General features: G+C 70.2%; 21 protein-coding genes, 1 tRNA gene and 2 pseudogenes. 5 read left to right on the forward strand and 19 right to left on the reverse strand.

What is annotated here, in order from left to right:
• Positions 1-112: 112 nt before the first annotated feature.
• Positions 113-937, forward strand: a complete 825-nt coding sequence (locus tag ACNAOU_RS22185) for a hypothetical protein (RefSeq protein WP_422758734.1) — start codon at positions 113-115, stop codon at positions 935-937.
• A 93-nt stretch (positions 938-1,030) separates the two neighbouring features.
• On the opposite strand, the gene ACNAOU_RS22190 is transcribed toward ACNAOU_RS22185, so the two are convergent.
• The 9 genes from ACNAOU_RS22190 to ACNAOU_RS22230 form a co-directional block, all read right to left on the reverse strand.
• A complete protein-coding gene (locus ACNAOU_RS22190; RefSeq protein WP_422758735.1) occupies positions 1,031-1,183 on the reverse strand; it encodes a hypothetical protein in 153 nt (50 codons plus the stop codon).
• Positions 1,180-1,626, reverse strand: a complete 447-nt coding sequence (locus ACNAOU_RS22195; protein WP_422758736.1) for a hypothetical protein — start codon at positions 1,624-1,626, stop codon at positions 1,180-1,182. The genes ACNAOU_RS22190 and ACNAOU_RS22195 overlap by 4 nt, the downstream gene beginning before the upstream one ends.
• On the reverse strand, positions 1,623-1,910 hold the full coding sequence (locus tag ACNAOU_RS22200) for a hypothetical protein (protein ID WP_422758737.1): 288 nt from the start codon (positions 1,908-1,910) through the stop codon (positions 1,623-1,625). Before ACNAOU_RS22200 ends, ACNAOU_RS22195 begins: the two co-directional genes overlap by 4 nt.
• An 85-nt stretch (positions 1,911-1,995) precedes the next feature.
• On the reverse strand, positions 1,996-2,901 hold the full coding sequence (locus ACNAOU_RS22205) for a metallophosphoesterase (protein WP_422758738.1): 906 nt from the start codon (positions 2,899-2,901) through the stop codon (positions 1,996-1,998).
• 89 nt (positions 2,902-2,990) lie between these two features.
• Positions 2,991-3,407: a hypothetical protein gene (locus tag ACNAOU_RS22210; protein ID WP_422758739.1), complete on the reverse strand. Its 417-nt coding sequence runs from the start codon at positions 3,405-3,407 to the stop codon at positions 2,991-2,993.
• 244 nt (positions 3,408-3,651) lie between these two features.
• On the reverse strand, positions 3,652-4,512 hold the full coding sequence (locus ACNAOU_RS22215) for a hypothetical protein (protein WP_422758740.1): 861 nt from the start codon (positions 4,510-4,512) through the stop codon (positions 3,652-3,654).
• A 309-nt stretch (positions 4,513-4,821) separates the two neighbouring features.
• Positions 4,822-5,136, reverse strand: a complete 315-nt coding sequence (locus tag ACNAOU_RS22220; protein WP_422758741.1) for a hypothetical protein — start codon at positions 5,134-5,136, stop codon at positions 4,822-4,824.
• Positions 5,133-5,465: a hypothetical protein gene (locus ACNAOU_RS22225; protein WP_422758742.1), complete on the reverse strand. Its 333-nt coding sequence runs from the start codon at positions 5,463-5,465 to the stop codon at positions 5,133-5,135. The genes ACNAOU_RS22220 and ACNAOU_RS22225 overlap by 4 nt, the downstream gene beginning before the upstream one ends.
• Positions 5,466-5,526: 61 nt before the next feature.
• Positions 5,527-5,600: transfer RNA gene (locus ACNAOU_RS22230), tRNA-Cys, on the reverse strand.
• A gap of 10 nt (positions 5,601-5,610) precedes the next feature.
• Between ACNAOU_RS22230 and ACNAOU_RS22235 the strand changes: the two genes are divergently transcribed.
• Positions 5,611-6,081 (forward strand): hypothetical protein, encoded by a 471-nt coding sequence (locus ACNAOU_RS22235; RefSeq protein WP_422758743.1) that lies wholly within the window; start codon positions 5,611-5,613, stop codon positions 6,079-6,081.
• A gap of 59 nt (positions 6,082-6,140) precedes the next feature.
• On the opposite strand, the gene ACNAOU_RS22240 is transcribed toward ACNAOU_RS22235, so the two are convergent.
• The 4 genes and pseudogenes from ACNAOU_RS22240 to ACNAOU_RS22255 form a co-directional block, all read right to left on the reverse strand.
• Entirely contained in the window at positions 6,141-6,497 is a 357-nt protein-coding gene (locus ACNAOU_RS22240; RefSeq protein ID WP_422758744.1) for an HAD-IA family hydrolase, read from the reverse strand.
• A 13-nt stretch (positions 6,498-6,510) separates the two neighbouring features.
• Positions 6,511-6,876, reverse strand: a pseudogene (locus ACNAOU_RS22245) (HAD family hydrolase); the annotation flags it as partial.
• Positions 6,877-7,022: 146 nt separating this feature from the next.
• A complete protein-coding gene (locus ACNAOU_RS22250; protein WP_422759249.1) occupies positions 7,023-8,291 on the reverse strand; it encodes a DUF4832 domain-containing protein in 1,269 nt (422 codons plus the stop codon).
• Positions 8,292-8,397: 106 nt separating this feature from the next.
• Positions 8,398-8,684: pseudogene (locus ACNAOU_RS22255) on the reverse strand (DUF4193 domain-containing protein).
• Between the two features lie 181 nt (positions 8,685-8,865).
• On the opposite strand from ACNAOU_RS22255, the gene ACNAOU_RS22260 reads away from it, so the two are divergent.
• The 3 genes from ACNAOU_RS22260 (at position 8,866) to ACNAOU_RS22270 (ending at position 10,438) form a co-directional block, all read left to right on the forward strand.
• Positions 8,866-9,093, forward strand: coding sequence for a hypothetical protein (locus tag ACNAOU_RS22260; RefSeq protein WP_422758745.1), 228 nt, complete (start codon positions 8,866-8,868; stop codon positions 9,091-9,093).
• A gap of 165 nt (positions 9,094-9,258) precedes the next feature.
• On the forward strand, positions 9,259-9,981 hold the full coding sequence (locus tag ACNAOU_RS22265) for a hypothetical protein (protein WP_422758746.1): 723 nt from the start codon (positions 9,259-9,261) through the stop codon (positions 9,979-9,981).
• Between the two features lie 145 nt (positions 9,982-10,126).
• Positions 10,127-10,438, forward strand: a complete 312-nt coding sequence (locus tag ACNAOU_RS22270; protein ID WP_422758747.1) for a hypothetical protein — start codon at positions 10,127-10,129, stop codon at positions 10,436-10,438.
• 31 nt (positions 10,439-10,469) lie between these two features.
• Here ACNAOU_RS22270 and ACNAOU_RS22275 read toward each other — a convergent pair whose 3' ends face one another.
• The 6 genes from ACNAOU_RS22275 to ACNAOU_RS22300 all read right to left on the reverse strand — a co-directional run bounded on the left by ACNAOU_RS22275 (position 10,470) and on the right by ACNAOU_RS22300 (position 14,139).
• On the reverse strand, positions 10,470-10,799 hold the full coding sequence (locus tag ACNAOU_RS22275; RefSeq protein WP_422758748.1) for a hypothetical protein: 330 nt from the start codon (positions 10,797-10,799) through the stop codon (positions 10,470-10,472).
• A 143-nt stretch (positions 10,800-10,942) separates the two neighbouring features.
• Positions 10,943-11,695: a hypothetical protein gene (locus ACNAOU_RS22280; protein ID WP_422758749.1), complete on the reverse strand. Its 753-nt coding sequence runs from the start codon at positions 11,693-11,695 to the stop codon at positions 10,943-10,945.
• Positions 11,696-11,871: 176 nt separating this feature from the next.
• On the reverse strand, positions 11,872-12,456 hold the full coding sequence (locus tag ACNAOU_RS22285) for a hypothetical protein (protein WP_422758750.1): 585 nt from the start codon (positions 12,454-12,456) through the stop codon (positions 11,872-11,874).
• A 14-nt stretch (positions 12,457-12,470) separates the two neighbouring features.
• The gene (locus ACNAOU_RS22290) at positions 12,471-13,067 is read right to left on the reverse strand and encodes a hypothetical protein (protein WP_422758751.1); all 597 of its coding nucleotides are present in this window, start codon (positions 13,065-13,067) and stop codon (positions 12,471-12,473) included.
• Between the two features lie 115 nt (positions 13,068-13,182).
• Positions 13,183-13,404: a competence protein CoiA family protein gene (locus ACNAOU_RS22295; protein ID WP_422758752.1), complete on the reverse strand. Its 222-nt coding sequence runs from the start codon at positions 13,402-13,404 to the stop codon at positions 13,183-13,185.
• Positions 13,405-13,542: 138 nt separating this feature from the next.
• A complete protein-coding gene (locus ACNAOU_RS22300) occupies positions 13,543-14,139 on the reverse strand; it encodes a hypothetical protein (protein WP_422758753.1) in 597 nt (198 codons plus the stop codon).
• Between the last annotated feature and the right edge of the window lie 34 nt (positions 14,140-14,173).

Here is a 14,173-nt window from a genome sequence, read left to right on the forward strand (position 1 = left end):
GGTGTCGCACGTAGGGCAACACGGACACCACGCCGCGTCAGCCACGGCACCAAGACGCTTCGCCCCCGCAACACCGCCGGGGCACGTCGCCCTCCACCGTCAGGCGGGCCTGGTGCCCGCCCCCAACGAAAGGGCCATCGTGCCGAAGTACACCCTCACCGCTGGCGGCAACGCCAAGCTCCTCGCCACCAGCGACGACACCACCCGCACCGTCACCTCCCTGCGAGGCCTCGACACCGAAGCGGCCGCACTCGTGGCGCGCGACCTGGGCGAGCTCCACCGGCTCCTGCCGTTCTACTCCCGCGACACCGACTTCATCGACAAGCTCACGACGCTCGGGATGCGCGGCCACGACCTGGCCGACCCGAGGACCGGGCACCTGACCGTGTCCCGACTCGCCGACTCCCCCGCCCCCACCGGGCAGGCCTGGCAGAACCCGATGTTCCCGCCCGCGGTCCACATCGGGCGCGTACTGTCGGCGGCATCCCAGCTGCCGGCAGCGTCCGCGAAGGCTCTGCGCGGCGAGCTGCGCAGCATCCTCGCCACCGTCGACGGCCCGATCGTTGGTGTCCGCATCGGCGGCATCGAGGCGATGAACGACATGAACGCCGCCACGTGGGTCGACCAGCTCGACCGCGAGGCGGTCGCCCACCTGCTCGAGGGCTCCTACCCCGAGTGTCTCGAGGTGCAGGAGTCGATCGTCTGGTTCCACTCCCAGACCGGCGGGTCACTCGACGGCCTGGCCCATGAGCTCCTCGCCGCCGAGGCCGACTTCTACATCGCCTTCGACGAGAAGGCAGTCGTCACCCGCCTCGCTGCGACCCGCCCCGACCTGCTCGTCGCTGTCCTCGAGGCGAGCGAACGAGACGGGATCGACTGGGACGACGAGGACCTTCACGCGTTCGCACGCGACACCGTCTCCGCGCTCGCCAGCTGAGCCCGGGCGACCAACCCCGTCCACGCACGCTGCCCCGAACCGGACGGTTCGGGGGCAGCGTCTTGCTCAGGTTCGGTACCTGCGCCGTCGGGCTCAGCTGTAGTGGCCGCCGATCGGCTGGTCGGGCCCGATGAGCCTGTCGACAGGCCGCCAGCTGCCATCGGTCTCGCGCTCGGGCCACACGACACGTGCGAGACCGGAGCCGGCGAGGAGCAGGGAACAGTCGTCGCAGGGAGGATCCGTCACGTACACGGTGGCGCCGCGGGGGCTGCGGGGTCGGAGTACAGGCAGGCGTTCGCCTCGGCGTGCAGCGCGATGCACCTCCCGGCGCCGGCGCCGTACGGGGCGCCGGGAGCGATCTGGGTGGTGTCGAGCTGGCCGCGGGGGCACGCGCCGGCGGACAGGCATCCGGGCCGGCCGGCGGGGGCGCCGTTGCGGCCGGTGCCGACGATGCGGCCGTGGACGTCGACGATGACGGCGCCGACCCGTCGGCGGGTGCAGTCCGCGCGGAGTGCGACGGCCATCGCGACGAGCAGCCCGTCCTCGTCCTTGGTGACGCGGTCGGGGAATGCCTCGAGCTTGAGCGGCATGAGCGCCGACATGGCCGCCTGGAACAGCTCCGACGCCGTGGCGGGTTCTGGGGTGGGCTGGTCGGCGGCCGGGAGGCTGACGTCGATGTTCGAGATCACGGCTGGCCGCCCTTCTCGGTAGCGGCGGCGCGGTCGGCCTGCTCCTGGCGCATGGTGGTTCGCATCCGCTCGTGGTCGTGGCGGCGCGATTGGGCGTCTTCTCCGTCGCGGAACCCGAGCGCGTAGATCTCGGCAGCGACGCGGTGCAGGGAGAACACTCCGCTCTCGTCGAGGAGCTCGACGTTGCTGTACGCGTCGGCGTCGTGAAGCGCCTTGCGGACGTAGCCGTCGACGAGCTCGACGACGGGCAGCGGCTCGATGGGCCGGGGAGCTGGGTGGGACACGGTTCTCCTCAGGGGCATGCGGGGTCTGGGACGTGCAGGTCCGGGACGTCAGGTGTGGGACGTGATGGACGGTGCGCGCTGCGCGTCAGGCAGCTAGCGGGCGGCTAGCTGTAGACGAGCTCCATGACGTCGAGGTCGAGCTGAGCGATGTTGTAAGAGGTGTGCTGCTCGTCGAGGGACACGACGCGGCCGCGGGTGCCGTCGGGGTGTTCGACGATCGCCTGGCCGGGAGCGTGGTAGTGGCCGTGGAAGAGCCACTGCGGGCGGACGGCCTCGTACGCGGCGGTGACGAGCTCTCGTCCCTGGGCGGCGTAGTGAAGTGCGGTGGCGTCCCAGCGGCCGGGATTGTTGCGCAGGATGAGCTCGACGCGCGGGACGGCGTCGGCGGGCCGGGGGCGTCGTGGGTCACCATGATGTCGGCGTGGCCGTCCTCGGCGACTCGGTAGACGTCGCCGAGGCTCATCATCTCCTCGGGCCACCACGACAGGTGCGGTTTGCGGGTCGCGAAGTCGATCGACGGTGCTCCGCCGAGGGAGACGAACGTGCGTCGGTTGCCGTTCGGGGTGACGAGGGTGAGCCGGTGTCCGCGGGGAAGTACGGCGATGTGCTCGCCGACCCACTGGACGGCGCCGAGTCCGTTGCCGCGGTCCTTGACCTTGAGGGTGCTCAGGCGTCCCCAGTCCTCGTGGTTGCCGGGGGTGACGACGAGGGTCACGCCGAAGCGGGCGCAGGCCTTGTCGAGGTTGAGGAGGTACTTCTTGCCGAGCTTGCCGGGCCAGATGCCGAAGTCGCCGGCGTGGAAGATGAACCGGATGCCCTTGCTGCCGGCGGACATGACGCGGGCGATGGCCCAGGCGCCGTGTCCGTGCCAGTCGCCCGCGACGTGGACGACGGGGCTGCCGGTGTGCACCAGGTTCTCCGCGGCTGAGTCGAGCTCGGCGTCGGTGGGCTGGACGAGGGCGGTCGTCTGGTCCTGGCGGTTGTCGGTCATGACCGGGGACTGTGCGTGGCGACGCTGTCCCGGCCGGGATCCGTGGGCGCCTCAGTGGTGCCGGCGGAAGGTGCGGTGTCCCCGTTGGCTCAGAGGGCCATGTAGTGCTCGATGTCGGCGCCGGGACGCAACTCAGCGATGAGCTCCTCGAGGGCTACACGGCGGTCCGCCTCGTGCTGGCGAAGCTGGTCGCCGTACCGGGTGGAGGCGAGCCCACCCGCTTCCGCGTCCGTCCAGCGCAGGGGCTTCTTCAGGTGGCCGTAGGCGGTGTAGCGGTGCTTGCCCTTGTGTCCGTTCTTCTTCCGGTCGCAGTGGAACTGGTGCTCCGACGACTTCGGTCCGATGTAGAAAGACTGGCAGGTGGCGGGGTTGAGGCTCTCGGTGACCCTCGGGTCCGCACCGAGCACCAGCCCACGGTCGGTGAGGCTGACCTGAATGGCCTTCTCGGTGGGGCGGTTGAGCAGGTTGACGAGGCCCTTGTCCTGGAGTCGCTTGAGCGCCGCCATGTTGACGGTGTCGATGCAGAAGATGTGCTCCCCAGTCTGCGGCGCGACACGAGCAGGGTGAGGATGAGGTCCTCGGTGGGGCTCAGGCGGGTCATGTCGGGGTCCTTCGGTTCACGTCACGGGTAGGGCTACGCGTTCACTGTGCGCTGCTCGGCGGGGAGCGCAGTGAAGGGCCGGGAGGGATGTCCGCGAACGCCCCGACAGCAACGGCCCCACCCGCGGAGCAGGTGGGGCCGTTTACGCGTCACTCGACGGAGTCGACCGGCGGGTCGCTGGGGTCTGTGCCGGGGTCCGGGGTGGGGTCGACGGTCGGGTCCGGGGTCGGGTCCGGGGTGGGGTGACCGGCGGGTCGGGGATCGGGATGACGACCCTGGCCGGTGGCCTGGCCGGCGGCGCCCGGGACGGGGTCACGACGGCGATGGGCGCTACGGCCTTCGCGTAGGTGGCCTGAGCGGCGGCGATCATCTGGTCGGCGTTCTTCTTCGCCGCGCGCATCTTCTGCGCGTAGAGGCGATTGGCTGCCTTCTTCGCCTTCTTGCCCTTGGCGTGGTCGATGGCGTCGTGGAGGATCCGCTTGGCGGTCTTCTTCGCGTGCTTGACGATCGCGGCGGCGTCGGTCGGTGATGGCGAGGTCGCGCGCGGCGGCTGCGGCCTTGACGGTCTTCTTCGGCACCGCGACGTAGTGGGTGCTCGAGGTCTCGGCCATGGTGATGGTGAGCGACCACTTCACGCCGAGGGCGGTGGAGGTGTACGGCTCGCTCGTGTCGAAGTCGGTTCCGGTCTGTGTCACGTCGTAGATGTGGCTGGCGACCACGGCCTCGCCGGCGAGCTCGGTGCGCCCGCCGATGGTGGCGGGCGTCTTGGCGACGGGGATGTTGATGTTCTCGCCGCCGCCGCGGTACACGAGCTCGTTCTTGGTGGCGGTGACGTACTTCGCCTGGAGCTTGTAGCTGGAGGTCGCGGTCACGGTGCGCCCCTGGGCGGCGGCGGGCACGTGGACGCGGACGACGTCGCAGCGCCGGTCGCCCGGCAGGGCGTAGGTGGTCTGGGTGACCGTCCCCTCGAGCCCGGCGAGCGCGGTTGTCTGCTCGCTGAGCAGCGTCATGGACGCCGGGTTGATGACGGGGGCGCCGTTGGCGTCGAGCGCGGGCAGCACTCGAACGCGTCGCGGTTCGCGTCAGCGGCGGCCGCGGGTGCGGCGGTGATGGTGGAGGCGAGGACGGAGGCGCTCGCGGTGACCGCGAGGGTCGAGACCAGGAGGTCAGGGTGCGCCGAAGGCTCATGGGTGGCTTCTCTCGTAGGGGTGGACGGCTCGCGCCGGGCCGCACGAAGGTGCGTGTCCGTGGTGCGGCCGCAACCCTCCCCGCCTTCGGGGCGGTCGTGACGCTCGAGATTTTGCCGACGGGCCGGGCGGCTACTTGGCGCCGGTGGCGTACTCGGCGCAGTAGAGGGCGAACTTGGTGTCGTAGTCGCAGTGGCCGGTGGCGAGGCCCTCGGCGCGGATCAGCGCGAGCCGGTCGGCCGGCGGGAGGCCCCTGTCGGCGCGCAGCCGGTTGGTCGCCTCTGCCATGACCTCGCGCTCGTGCACGATCCAGGCGAGCTCGCTGGTGGGCTGTCCGTCGCGGTCGACGCTGTCGGCCATGCCGGTGCGCTGCTCGCGCTCCTCCATGGCAGCGTGCAGCGCCTGCAGCAGGACGTCGCGGCACTGGAGCAGCTCGGCGGTGCTCATGCCTCGCCCGCAGGAGCTGCGTCGGGAAGGGCTGCGTCGGGGACGGCGGCAGGGGTGCCGGTGGGGGTGCGGGTCACGGTGACGGTGATGACGCGGAACGACGGTTCGGTCTTGAACTGGGTCCAGCGTGGGTCGGCTGCGAGCTTCGTGGCGTCCTCCTCGGCCTGGTCCTGCTTCACGTATCCACGCTCCCATATGCCGAGCGCGACGCGACGCATCGGCGTCTCTCCGTGGTACTCCCAGATCTCGTAGTAGGTCGTGGGTCCGGTCGTGTCGCGCGGGAACAGCCCGGTGGCGTCCTCGTGAGGCGCGGTTGTCGGGTCGGCCATCGGTGCTGTCCTCCGTGCGGTTTCAGGTGGGAACCTGCTGGGCGCCCCGTAGGTGGGGCTGTGGAGGTCCCTGCGGGATTTGAACCCACGTAGGCGGCTTTGCAGGCCGCTGCCTCGCCTCTCGGCCAAGGGACCGAGGTGCACAGTGCCGCGTCGCGGCTTCCCCAGTGCCCTGAGGGCGTCCGGGCGCGGCGGCCTTACCGCCTGGTCAGCTGACGGCGTCGCGGTCGTACTGCCCCAGGCCGGGGCGCAGTTCTTCGTTGCGTTCGCAACCCGGGCTGCCGTAGCGGTCCCACTGGCCAGATGTGCAGTCGGCCGGGATGGTGCTCGCGGTCAGGCGGATGCCCCACGGGAGCGCGATGGCCACCAGGCAGCACGCCAGCGCCAGACCACGGCGGCGGCCTCGGAACCACGCCGCGCCGGCGGCGACGATCGCAGCCAGCGGGAGGAGGGCGAGGAGCGCGATGGCCCAGCCGCTGGTGCCGACTTCTCCGTCGGTCACCGAGCACAGGAGCCGGCCGCGGTACGACTCCGGCGCGACGATGGTCGACTCGCTGTAGTCGGGAGCGCACTGGAACGTCAGGTCGGCGAACCAGTAGACGAGCGCTGCTGCTGACAACAGGGAGCAGAGAGCAAGCAGGAGCGCGAAGCCCAGGTGCGCTCGCAGTCGGCTGCTCATGCCGGGAGGGTAGCCACGCGGCCGAGGACGTGACTCCAGACCACGCCAGGGTCGTCGCTCTCGACGATGGCCGGGGCGGCCTCTTGGCCGGCGTGGTTGCCGAGGCGGATCCGCACGGCGTGCATCCCGAGCTCGAGCGCGGGCAGGATGTCGTAGTCGATCCGGTCCCCGACCATCAGGGCGCGGGCGGGCGGTACGGCGAGCGCGTCGAGCGCGGCCTGGAAGCCGTCCGGGTGCGGCTTGCACCGAACCCGGGTGCCGTCGCACACGACCACGACGTCGAAGGCGTCTCGCAGTCCGAGGGCGTCGAGCTTGGCGAGCTTGCCGGTCGGGTTCGCCGTTGGTGACGACACCGGTGCGGATGTTCGCCTCGCGCAGGGCCCGCAGGAGGTCAGCGACACCTGCGTAGGCGGTCAGTCGAGTGGGTGTGTGGCCCTGCGAGATGCGGTGCACGGATTCGGCGAGGTGGGCCGGGTGGCCGACCTGCTGGAGAGCTCGGGCGAGGGCATCGGAGATGGTTCGGCGGAACCGGTGCTGGTCGTAGGCGGCGGTGAGGTTGTCGACGTCGAGTCCCAGGTCGGCCAGGCTGGCGGCGTTGACGCGCCACGACTGAGCGACCAGCTCGGCAACCTCGTAGAGAGTGTCGTCGACGTCGAAGAGGACCGCTTCGCACGGCTCGGTGTCGGCGCGCGGCGGAGCGATGGCTGCCAGGGTCGCGGTCGTGCCGTCCATGCGGAGCACCGTGCGGGCCGGGGCGGAAAGCGGTAGTCATCTGTGTCGATGTAGGGAACCGGGGACACGGGCTGCCTGAGTCCCCGGTCCCCTTGCACGCGGTGTCGCCGAGAGCGGCGAGCGCGCGGGAGCGCCGCCTGCGGTGGTCAGCGGGCGATGATGCTGCCGAGCTTGTACGCTCCGCCGGCGGTGCGGCCGGCGTTGGCGAGGTGCATCGGGGCTGCGTACCCGGTGGGGTCGACCACGGTGAGGTAGACGTCGTGTCGGCCTCGCGCCAACTCGCGCGTGGACACAGTCGCGGAGGTGGTGAGCCGGTCGGTGAGGCCCATCAACGGTCGACCGAGGTTCACGGTGACGGTCCTGTCGTCGTGCTGGTTGACGAACACCAGACGGGCGACCCACTCGTCGTAGGTGGGGGCAGTTCCGTCGTTGACCCACGAGGTTGTCACGCGCATCTTCGAGCCGGCCTCGATGCGGGCCGGGAGTGTGACCGCCCGGACGCGGATGCGAAATCCGGCCGAGGCGCGGATGCGGTCATAGGCGGCTCGCTGCTTGCCGTTCAACGAGTCGTACGCCCACGGCATGTTGCTCGAGGACAGCGTCGAGATGTGGAACTTCCGAGCCTGCTGGGCGCCGAGGACCGGATCCGCGCGCGTGCACCACTCAGAGAAGAACGGCCGGGTCTGCCACACCTTCTGCAGCCGTGGGTCGCCGGGGACCGTCGAGTACATGTCCGGGCAGCCGAGGTTGTCGGTCCGCAGCCCCAGGTTGGGGTTCCTCCTCAACGCCTTCAGCGTGACCGGCACGGGCGTCATGGTGTTGATGAGGACGTGCTTGCGCGGGAACGCGGCGGTGACGGCGTCCACCACGGCGAGGCCGTTGCGGTCGGAGACTCGCTCGCCGGAGTTGACGTGCCACTCGCCGTAGCTGCCGTAGCCGCCCACGTCGACGTACCCGAGGCGAGGGTCGTCGCCGTACCTGCGCCCCAGCTCCGCCATGAGCTCGCGCCACTGGGCGAGGAATGCGGGTTCGTTCCAGTCAGGGATGTAGCCACCAGCCTGGCGAGGCACGAACGGCGGCGTGACGCTCGGGAAGTCGGACCGGGACTCCATCCAGCAACCCGGGCAGTACGCCATGACGCGGAACCCGAACTTCCCACCCCGTTCGGCCGCAGCATTCAGCCCGTCGTCGATCCACGTGAAGTCCCACGCGTTGTTCGAGGGCTCGATGCGCCCCCAGTAGACCTGGTCGCGGTAGTAGACGTCGTTCGCCGTCGCGCTGTCCGGCTTGGGGTCGGCGCCCAGCCAGCGGTACTGCCGCGATGCGGATTCGGGAGGTCGGCGCGTGGGCTCAGCGCGTTCGGCTTGAACGTCCGTTCTCCTCCGCGCGGGGCGCTGGCGCTGGGGTCGGTGCAGCGAGCGGCAGGAGTGCCGTGGCGACCAGGACGGTGAGCATCCTGGCCGCGGAGGCGTAGGCCTTGCGTCGAGTCACGGGAGTGCGGTGATGCGTGCGGTGGTCAGCTCAGGCGCAGTCGTTGCAGATGAGGGCGTCGGCGTCGGCGAGCTGGGAGCGGTGGTGGAGCAGGAAGCATCGGTTGCAGGTGAACTCGTCGTCCTGCATGGGCACGACCTCGACGGCGAGCTCGATGTGGGACAGGTCGGCGCCCGGGAGCTCGAATGCCTCAGCGGCTTCGGTCTCGTCCTCGTCGACCTTCCCGGACTGGGTGTCGTTGCGCTGCGCCTTCAGCGCCTCGAGGCTCTCCTCGGACTCCTCCTCGGTGTTGCGGGGGCGTCGTAGTCAGTAGCCATGCGTGTTCTCCTGCGAGTCGGTGCGGTGGGGGTCGCGCGGCGATTGTCCAGCATCGGCGCGACGATGCAACCAGACCCCCGTGACTGGCCGACGTCGACCAGGGCGTAGAGGGGCAGTGGTCCATTCGTGGCTAGAGGGTCAGGTGCGACTCAAGGGGCAGCGCCGGTATCGTCGATCGGCATGACGGAGAGTCAGAGTCCCGAACGGGAGTCCGCGCGAGGCAAGAAGTACCCCGAACACGCGTTCGTTGACTACGAGCGAATCATCATCGAACGCTCGGCTGAAGGTGCGCCTGCGGGCGCGGACCGGCAAGGGAAGCGCAGCCAGGAGCAGTCGCTCACGTTCGCCGAGTGGTACTCGCGCAACACCACGACCAACCCGATCCCGTTGGGCCCTGTGACCTCCTGACGATTGCCTGACCGTGGCCGGCAGGCACGGTGGTCCGTGCAGCGTCCCCGCTGCACCGGCACAGGGCCGAGCCTCGAAGGCCGGCACCGCCACCCACTCGCCCGCACTCATCGTGCTGGGCCGTGGATGCCCGCACCCCGTCAACCACGGAAAGGCATCTACGCGATGTTCACCAACACATTCGAGTTCTCCGCGATGAAGTCCGGAGACCAGCACCGCCTCCTCGTCACCCGCGGCAACCACCTCGGCACCAAGGAGCCCGCCGAGGCCGTTCTCACCGGCACCCCTCAGCAGGTCGAGGACCTGCGCCGCAACCTCAAGGCGTTCGCGTCGTTCAACCGCTACGTGATGCTGCACCAGTGGACCGAGGTCCACCCGTCCCAGCGTTGCCAGCTGCGACGCACCGTCGGTGCCGCCCTGGCCACAGGAGACCCCAAGTCCTGCGCGTACGAGCTCGGTGGCGTCATCGACGCCGCGAACCAGGTCGGCCCGGCTGCCCGCAAGGCCGTCCACCAGCTCGTCCTGGACATGCTCGACGGCAGCGACGACATCCCGGTCCGCGTCATCGCGAAGGCGTGGGAGCTCGACGACTCGGGCACCTGCTACGCCAACTGGTTCCTGACCGAGCACGCGGAAGACGCTGACATCGTCGGCCTCGCCGCCAACGACGACTACGCCAACGGCGACACCTGCGACCACGAGCGCGCTGTCGAGGCCATGCGTGACTACCTCGTCGAGGAGTACACGTGGGTCGACGAGTGGCTCGAGCACTGCTCTCCGACGTTCGAGGTGAACCTCGACGACCTGCATGCCTGGGTCGCCGCCCACCGCCCGCAGCTGCTGCCGCAGCTTGAGGCGCTCACCCACGAAGAGCCGGCCGCAGTCTGAGCGCCCGTCATCTCTACGCCGGCCCGGTGTCCTGTCAGGACGCCGGGCCGGTTCGCGGTTCCTCCACAGGGTGACGCGACCGTCGCATGCAGGTCGGCGTCGTGCGCGAGGATGTGCTCACGCGGGCAGCGACGGGCTGCCGCTGGTGAGCCTTCCTGGAGGTCCGGTGTTCCGTCCCACTCCCCCGCTGCCCGTGTCTCCGGATGACGCCGCTGGGCAAGCGGCGCCCGTCCCTGACGTGTCGCGCCAGCGGTTCTGGGCCAGCATCGTCGCGGCCGCGTCGGTTCCGTTCGGCGCTCTCGCTCTCCTGGAGGTCTGGGCGCACGTGCCGTCGTTCGTTCCGCTGCCGTGGATGTGGTGCATCGTGCTGGCTGTGGCGGCATGGGTGTGGGACCGCGACCTCGACGCGGTCGTGGCCGCTGGCGCCGCCGACCGCGCTAAGAACGTCCAGACCTGACGCCGGGCGCAGCTGGGCGCCCAGGTGGGCGCTAGGCGGTGGCTGGCCGCGAGCTCGCGAAGCGGCGCGAGCAGCGCGCTGCGACGTGCACGGTCAACGCCGCGGCCGCGAGCGCGTTGGCGAGCAGCTGGACGGCCGGGATGCCGGTGTCGATCAGGTAGCCAGCAGCCGCGGGTCCGGTGGCCGCGATGAGCGCCGCCAGCGCGACGCGGTCCGCGGTGGACTCTCCGGGCAGCACCCTGACCGGTGCGAGCTGGACGACCGGTGCGGTCTGGGCTGTCGGGGTGGGTGTGGGCACGGGGACGAGCTGCACGGCAGGCTGGTCGGAGGCCGGTCGGGCGGGGAAGAGTAGGACCGTCATGCTGGGCACGGTGTGTCGTCGACCTATCCCCGCAGTCCCCGCGCGTCTGGCGACGCACCGAAGCCCGCCGGCGCGGGCTACGCAGGCGGGCTTCGGGTGCTCCTTCGAGCCGGGGTGCGGCTCAGGAAGTCAGAGAAGACGGGTCAGCGGATGCGGATCGCCTTCGACGTCGATGCGGGGATCGGAACGCCGGCGCCGACGGCCGTGTACTCGCCCATGCCGGCGAACTGGGCGCGCAGGGTGGTGCCGCGCTTGGCCTTGACCTTGATCTTGACGGCGCCGGTCGTGGTGGTCACGCCGCTCTTCACGGTCTTCCAGGTGCGGCCGACCTTCTTCTGGATCGCGACGGTCCCGCCGACGACCGGGGAGGTGACGGCTCCGGACTTCACGGTGACCTTGGCGTTGACGGTGACGTTGGCGCCCTTGCGCTTGGCCTTGATGCTGGTGCCGGTGGTGACGTTGCCGATGACGCGGACCTGGAACTGCGGGACGGCGACGTTGTTGTAGGCGATGCCGCCGAGGCGGTAGTCCAGCTCGGGCACGAACGTGTAGAGGCCGGGCTGGTCGGAGTAGTCGCAGAACTGGACGGTGCCGGTGCCCGCCGGTGCGGAGCTGCTGCTGCGCAGCATCATGGAGTCGGCGAGGCCGCCGGCCTCGTTGTAGACCCACACGTCCAGACCCCACGTCTCGGTGCCGGCGGGCACGCTGACGGAGTAGTCGATCGGGTGGGCGACGCAGGTGCCGGCCGGGACGACGACCACGTCAGCGGAGGTCAGGGTGACCTTGTCCGAGGACACGGTGACGGCGTTGGCGGGGGCGGTGGTCGCAGTGAGGGCGACCGCGGCGGTCAGGGCGCCGGTGAGCGCGAGAGCGATGCGGCGGGCGGTGTTGCGCACGAGGAGTTCTCCTGGTGAGGGGACGGGTGGCGGGTGACCGCGGCGGGCTGCGCACGGCCGGTCGGGAGGGCTGTGGCCCGGCTCTCACGGTCCGCGTCGGTGGCTCCAGCGCAACGACACCGGCCCGCAGCTGTTCGCTGCGGGCCGGTCGGGGTTGACGTGCGGGGTGTAGCGGGTCAGTGCGGGAGTGCGAGGACGTCCGTGTGGGAGCGGCCCCAGCGGCTCTTGAAGCGCCAGGCTGCGTACCGGCCGGCGACGGTCTCGGCGGCGGCCTTGGCGGCGGCTACTTCACGGCACGGGTGGCACTGGTCGACGCTGCTGGTCCACGTCGCGGCGACGCCGTTGTCGATGGCGTCGGCGATGTCAGCCGGCGTGCGCAGTGCGCGAGCCTTGATGCAGTGGTCGTAGTTGTTGCAGGCAGAGCACAGAGCGACGGCGTAGCCGCGGACGGTGCCGTCGGAAAATTGCTCGAACTCGAACGCCTGGTCGCACCAGGTGCCGACGGCGACGTAGGCGACGCTGGTGGCGCTGAAGCGGAATGGCTTCATCTCGAGGTCGCTGACGCCGGGCATGAAGCGTTCGACGAGCTTGTGGAGATGCTCGTTGCCGGCGGCGCGTGCTTCTCGCACCGACTGCTGGGCTGCGGTGAGGTCCATGTGGCCTCCTGGGTTGTGGCGGTGGTTGGCCGGCCGGACCGTCGTGGGCTGCGGTCCGACGGCAACCGCCGCCACCGCAGTCTCCACGGCAGCCACCGCAGCCATCACTGGAGGTCGGGTCAGTCGCCGAACGGGACGACGAGCACGACGTACTGGGCGCCGTCGAGGTCGAGGGTCGGGTAGGGGCCGTCCCAGCCGGCGAGCGCGGCGAGGTGCGCACGGTCCTCGGGGTACTCGACGAACTCCTGGTCGGGTCCATCGACGCGACGTGCTTCGAGGTGCAGCCCGCAGTGGCCGCGCGCGACGACGGTGACGGTCTTGCGGTCGTGCTCCTCGAACTCCGGCATCTGCCCTGACCAGGTGGCCCGGTCGAGGGTGAGGTCGGCAACGAACATTCGCGTCGCGGGGATGTCGTCGGGGTTGGTCGGGGTGGCGAAGAGGGCGTACGTCTTGCCGAACCCGGACCAGGTCTCGAACGCTGCCTCCGGGTTGTACAGCTCGAGGAGGTGCTCCTCGGCCTGCTCGTCGGTGGCCACCTGGTATGTGAACCCGGAGTTGTCGGTGTCGTTGGAGACTTCGAGGGCCTGCAGGGTGAGCTCGATGCCGTTGACTCGCAGCCGGGCGCGGGGGCGGATTCCGGTGGTGTCCCACACCTCGGGGGTGTCGGGGAGGTCGAGCAGGGCCGGCGGCCAGTTCGTCATGGCGGAAAGGGTCATCGCGGTCTCCCGGGGTAGGCGCAGAGCTGAAGATGGGGATCCAAGTGGGGCGGGTGTGAGCTGTCGTTCACGGTGTCCACCCTCTCGAGGGGCAGTCGATGGCCTGGTTGGTCGTCTACGCGTCGTCCGGCGCGGGGAGGTCGAACAGGGACGGCTGGGTGTCGTCGACGTCCGCGGCTGCCCGCTGTGCGGCGAGGCGGGCACGGCGGCGCTCGGCGGCGCTGCGTGCGCGGGCCTTCGCGGCGTCGCACTTGCGTCGCGGTCGGTGGGCGAAGTGCGGAACCCTGCCCCGGGCGAGGCGTACGACGAGTTCGTCTCCGCAGTCCGGGCAGGACACGGAGGTCGCGAGTTCTGCGGACGCGGTGTGCCTGACCCCGGTCCGTCGACTGCTACCAGCACGTCCTGGACTGTCCCGTTCGGACCGCGGCTGTCGCGCACCCTCGAGCCGCTCGAGAGCGGCCGGAACGAGGTCGGATCAGAACTGGGTAAACTTCATCCGGTAGCGGCCGAATTGCCCTGCAGCGGTCGTCATCTTGATCTTGTAGGTCTGCCCGGCGACGACGGCGACGTTGATGATGGGGTCGTAGTCGCCGGTGTACTGGTCCCTGGCGATGTACGCTCCGGTCGCGGTCACGTCGGTTGACGTGGTGCGGTACGCGTACAGCTTGCGATAGCGGGTGTAGTTGAGGCCGTCAGCGGGGGCGAGGACCTCGACTCGAAGGTTTCCGCTGGTGGTCGGCGTGTAGGTCCACCACATGCCGTAGTCGCTAGGGGTCGGCTCGCTCGGCTCTGCTCCTGCTCGGGTGTTGTCCACGTCGTCGGACACCCAGGGGTCCCGACGGACAGGGCGGGCGGGTACCTCAGCTGCGGTGGCGAGCATGTCGTTGACCGGGCCGCGGGCGACCTGGAGACGGAAAGGCGTGTTTGTGGTGCCGGAGACTCGAAGCTTGTAGGTCCGGCCAGCTGCGCCGTGGAACGAGATGCCGCGAGCCGAGCTGTAGCTGCGGGTCTCGGACGCGTACGCGGTGCCGAGCGAAGCCACCGGCGTTGACGCGGCGGTGTCCCAGACCATGTAACTGGGTGTGTCCCTATTGGCGACGCCAGTT

The sequence above is a fragment of the Paenarthrobacter sp. C1 genome (assembly GCF_049315185.1).
Classification (GTDB): Bacteria; Actinomycetota; Actinomycetes; order Actinomycetales; family Micrococcaceae; genus Arthrobacter; species Arthrobacter nicotinovorans.

Excerpts from the sequence above, each read along its gene's own strand:
- ACNAOU_RS22205 (WP_422758738.1), bottom strand. The coding sequence starts at position 2,901 with ATGACCGACAACCGCCAGGACCAGACGACCGCCCTCGTCCAGCCCACC.
- ACNAOU_RS22210 (WP_422758739.1), bottom strand. The coding sequence starts at position 3,407 with ATGGCGGCGCTCAAGCGACTCCAGGACAAGGGCCTCGTCAACCTGCTC.
- ACNAOU_RS22215 (WP_422758740.1), bottom strand. The coding sequence starts at position 4,512 with ATGACGCTGCTCAGCGAGCAGACAACCGCGCTCGCCGGGCTCGAGGGG.
- ACNAOU_RS22220 (WP_422758741.1), bottom strand. The coding sequence starts at position 5,136 with ATGAGCACCGCCGAGCTGCTCCAGTGCCGCGACGTCCTGCTGCAGGCG.
- ACNAOU_RS22225 (WP_422758742.1), bottom strand. The coding sequence starts at position 5,465 with ATGGCCGACCCGACAACCGCGCCTCACGAGGACGCCACCGGGCTGTTC.
- ACNAOU_RS22260 (WP_422758745.1), top strand. The coding sequence starts at position 8,866 with ATGACGGAGAGTCAGAGTCCCGAACGGGAGTCCGCGCGAGGCAAGAAG.
- ACNAOU_RS22265 (WP_422758746.1), top strand. The coding sequence starts at position 9,259 with ATGTTCACCAACACATTCGAGTTCTCCGCGATGAAGTCCGGAGACCAG.
- ACNAOU_RS22275 (WP_422758748.1), bottom strand. The coding sequence starts at position 10,799 with ATGACGGTCCTACTCTTCCCCGCCCGACCGGCCTCCGACCAGCCTGCC.
- ACNAOU_RS22285 (WP_422758750.1), bottom strand. The coding sequence starts at position 12,456 with ATGGCTGCGGTGGCTGCCGTGGAGACTGCGGTGGCGGCGGTTGCCGTC.
- ACNAOU_RS22290 (WP_422758751.1), bottom strand. The coding sequence starts at position 13,067 with ATGACCCTTTCCGCCATGACGAACTGGCCGCCGGCCCTGCTCGACCTC.
- ACNAOU_RS22300 (WP_422758753.1), bottom strand. The coding sequence starts at position 14,139 with ATGGTCTGGGACACCGCCGCGTCAACGCCGGTGGCTTCGCTCGGCACC.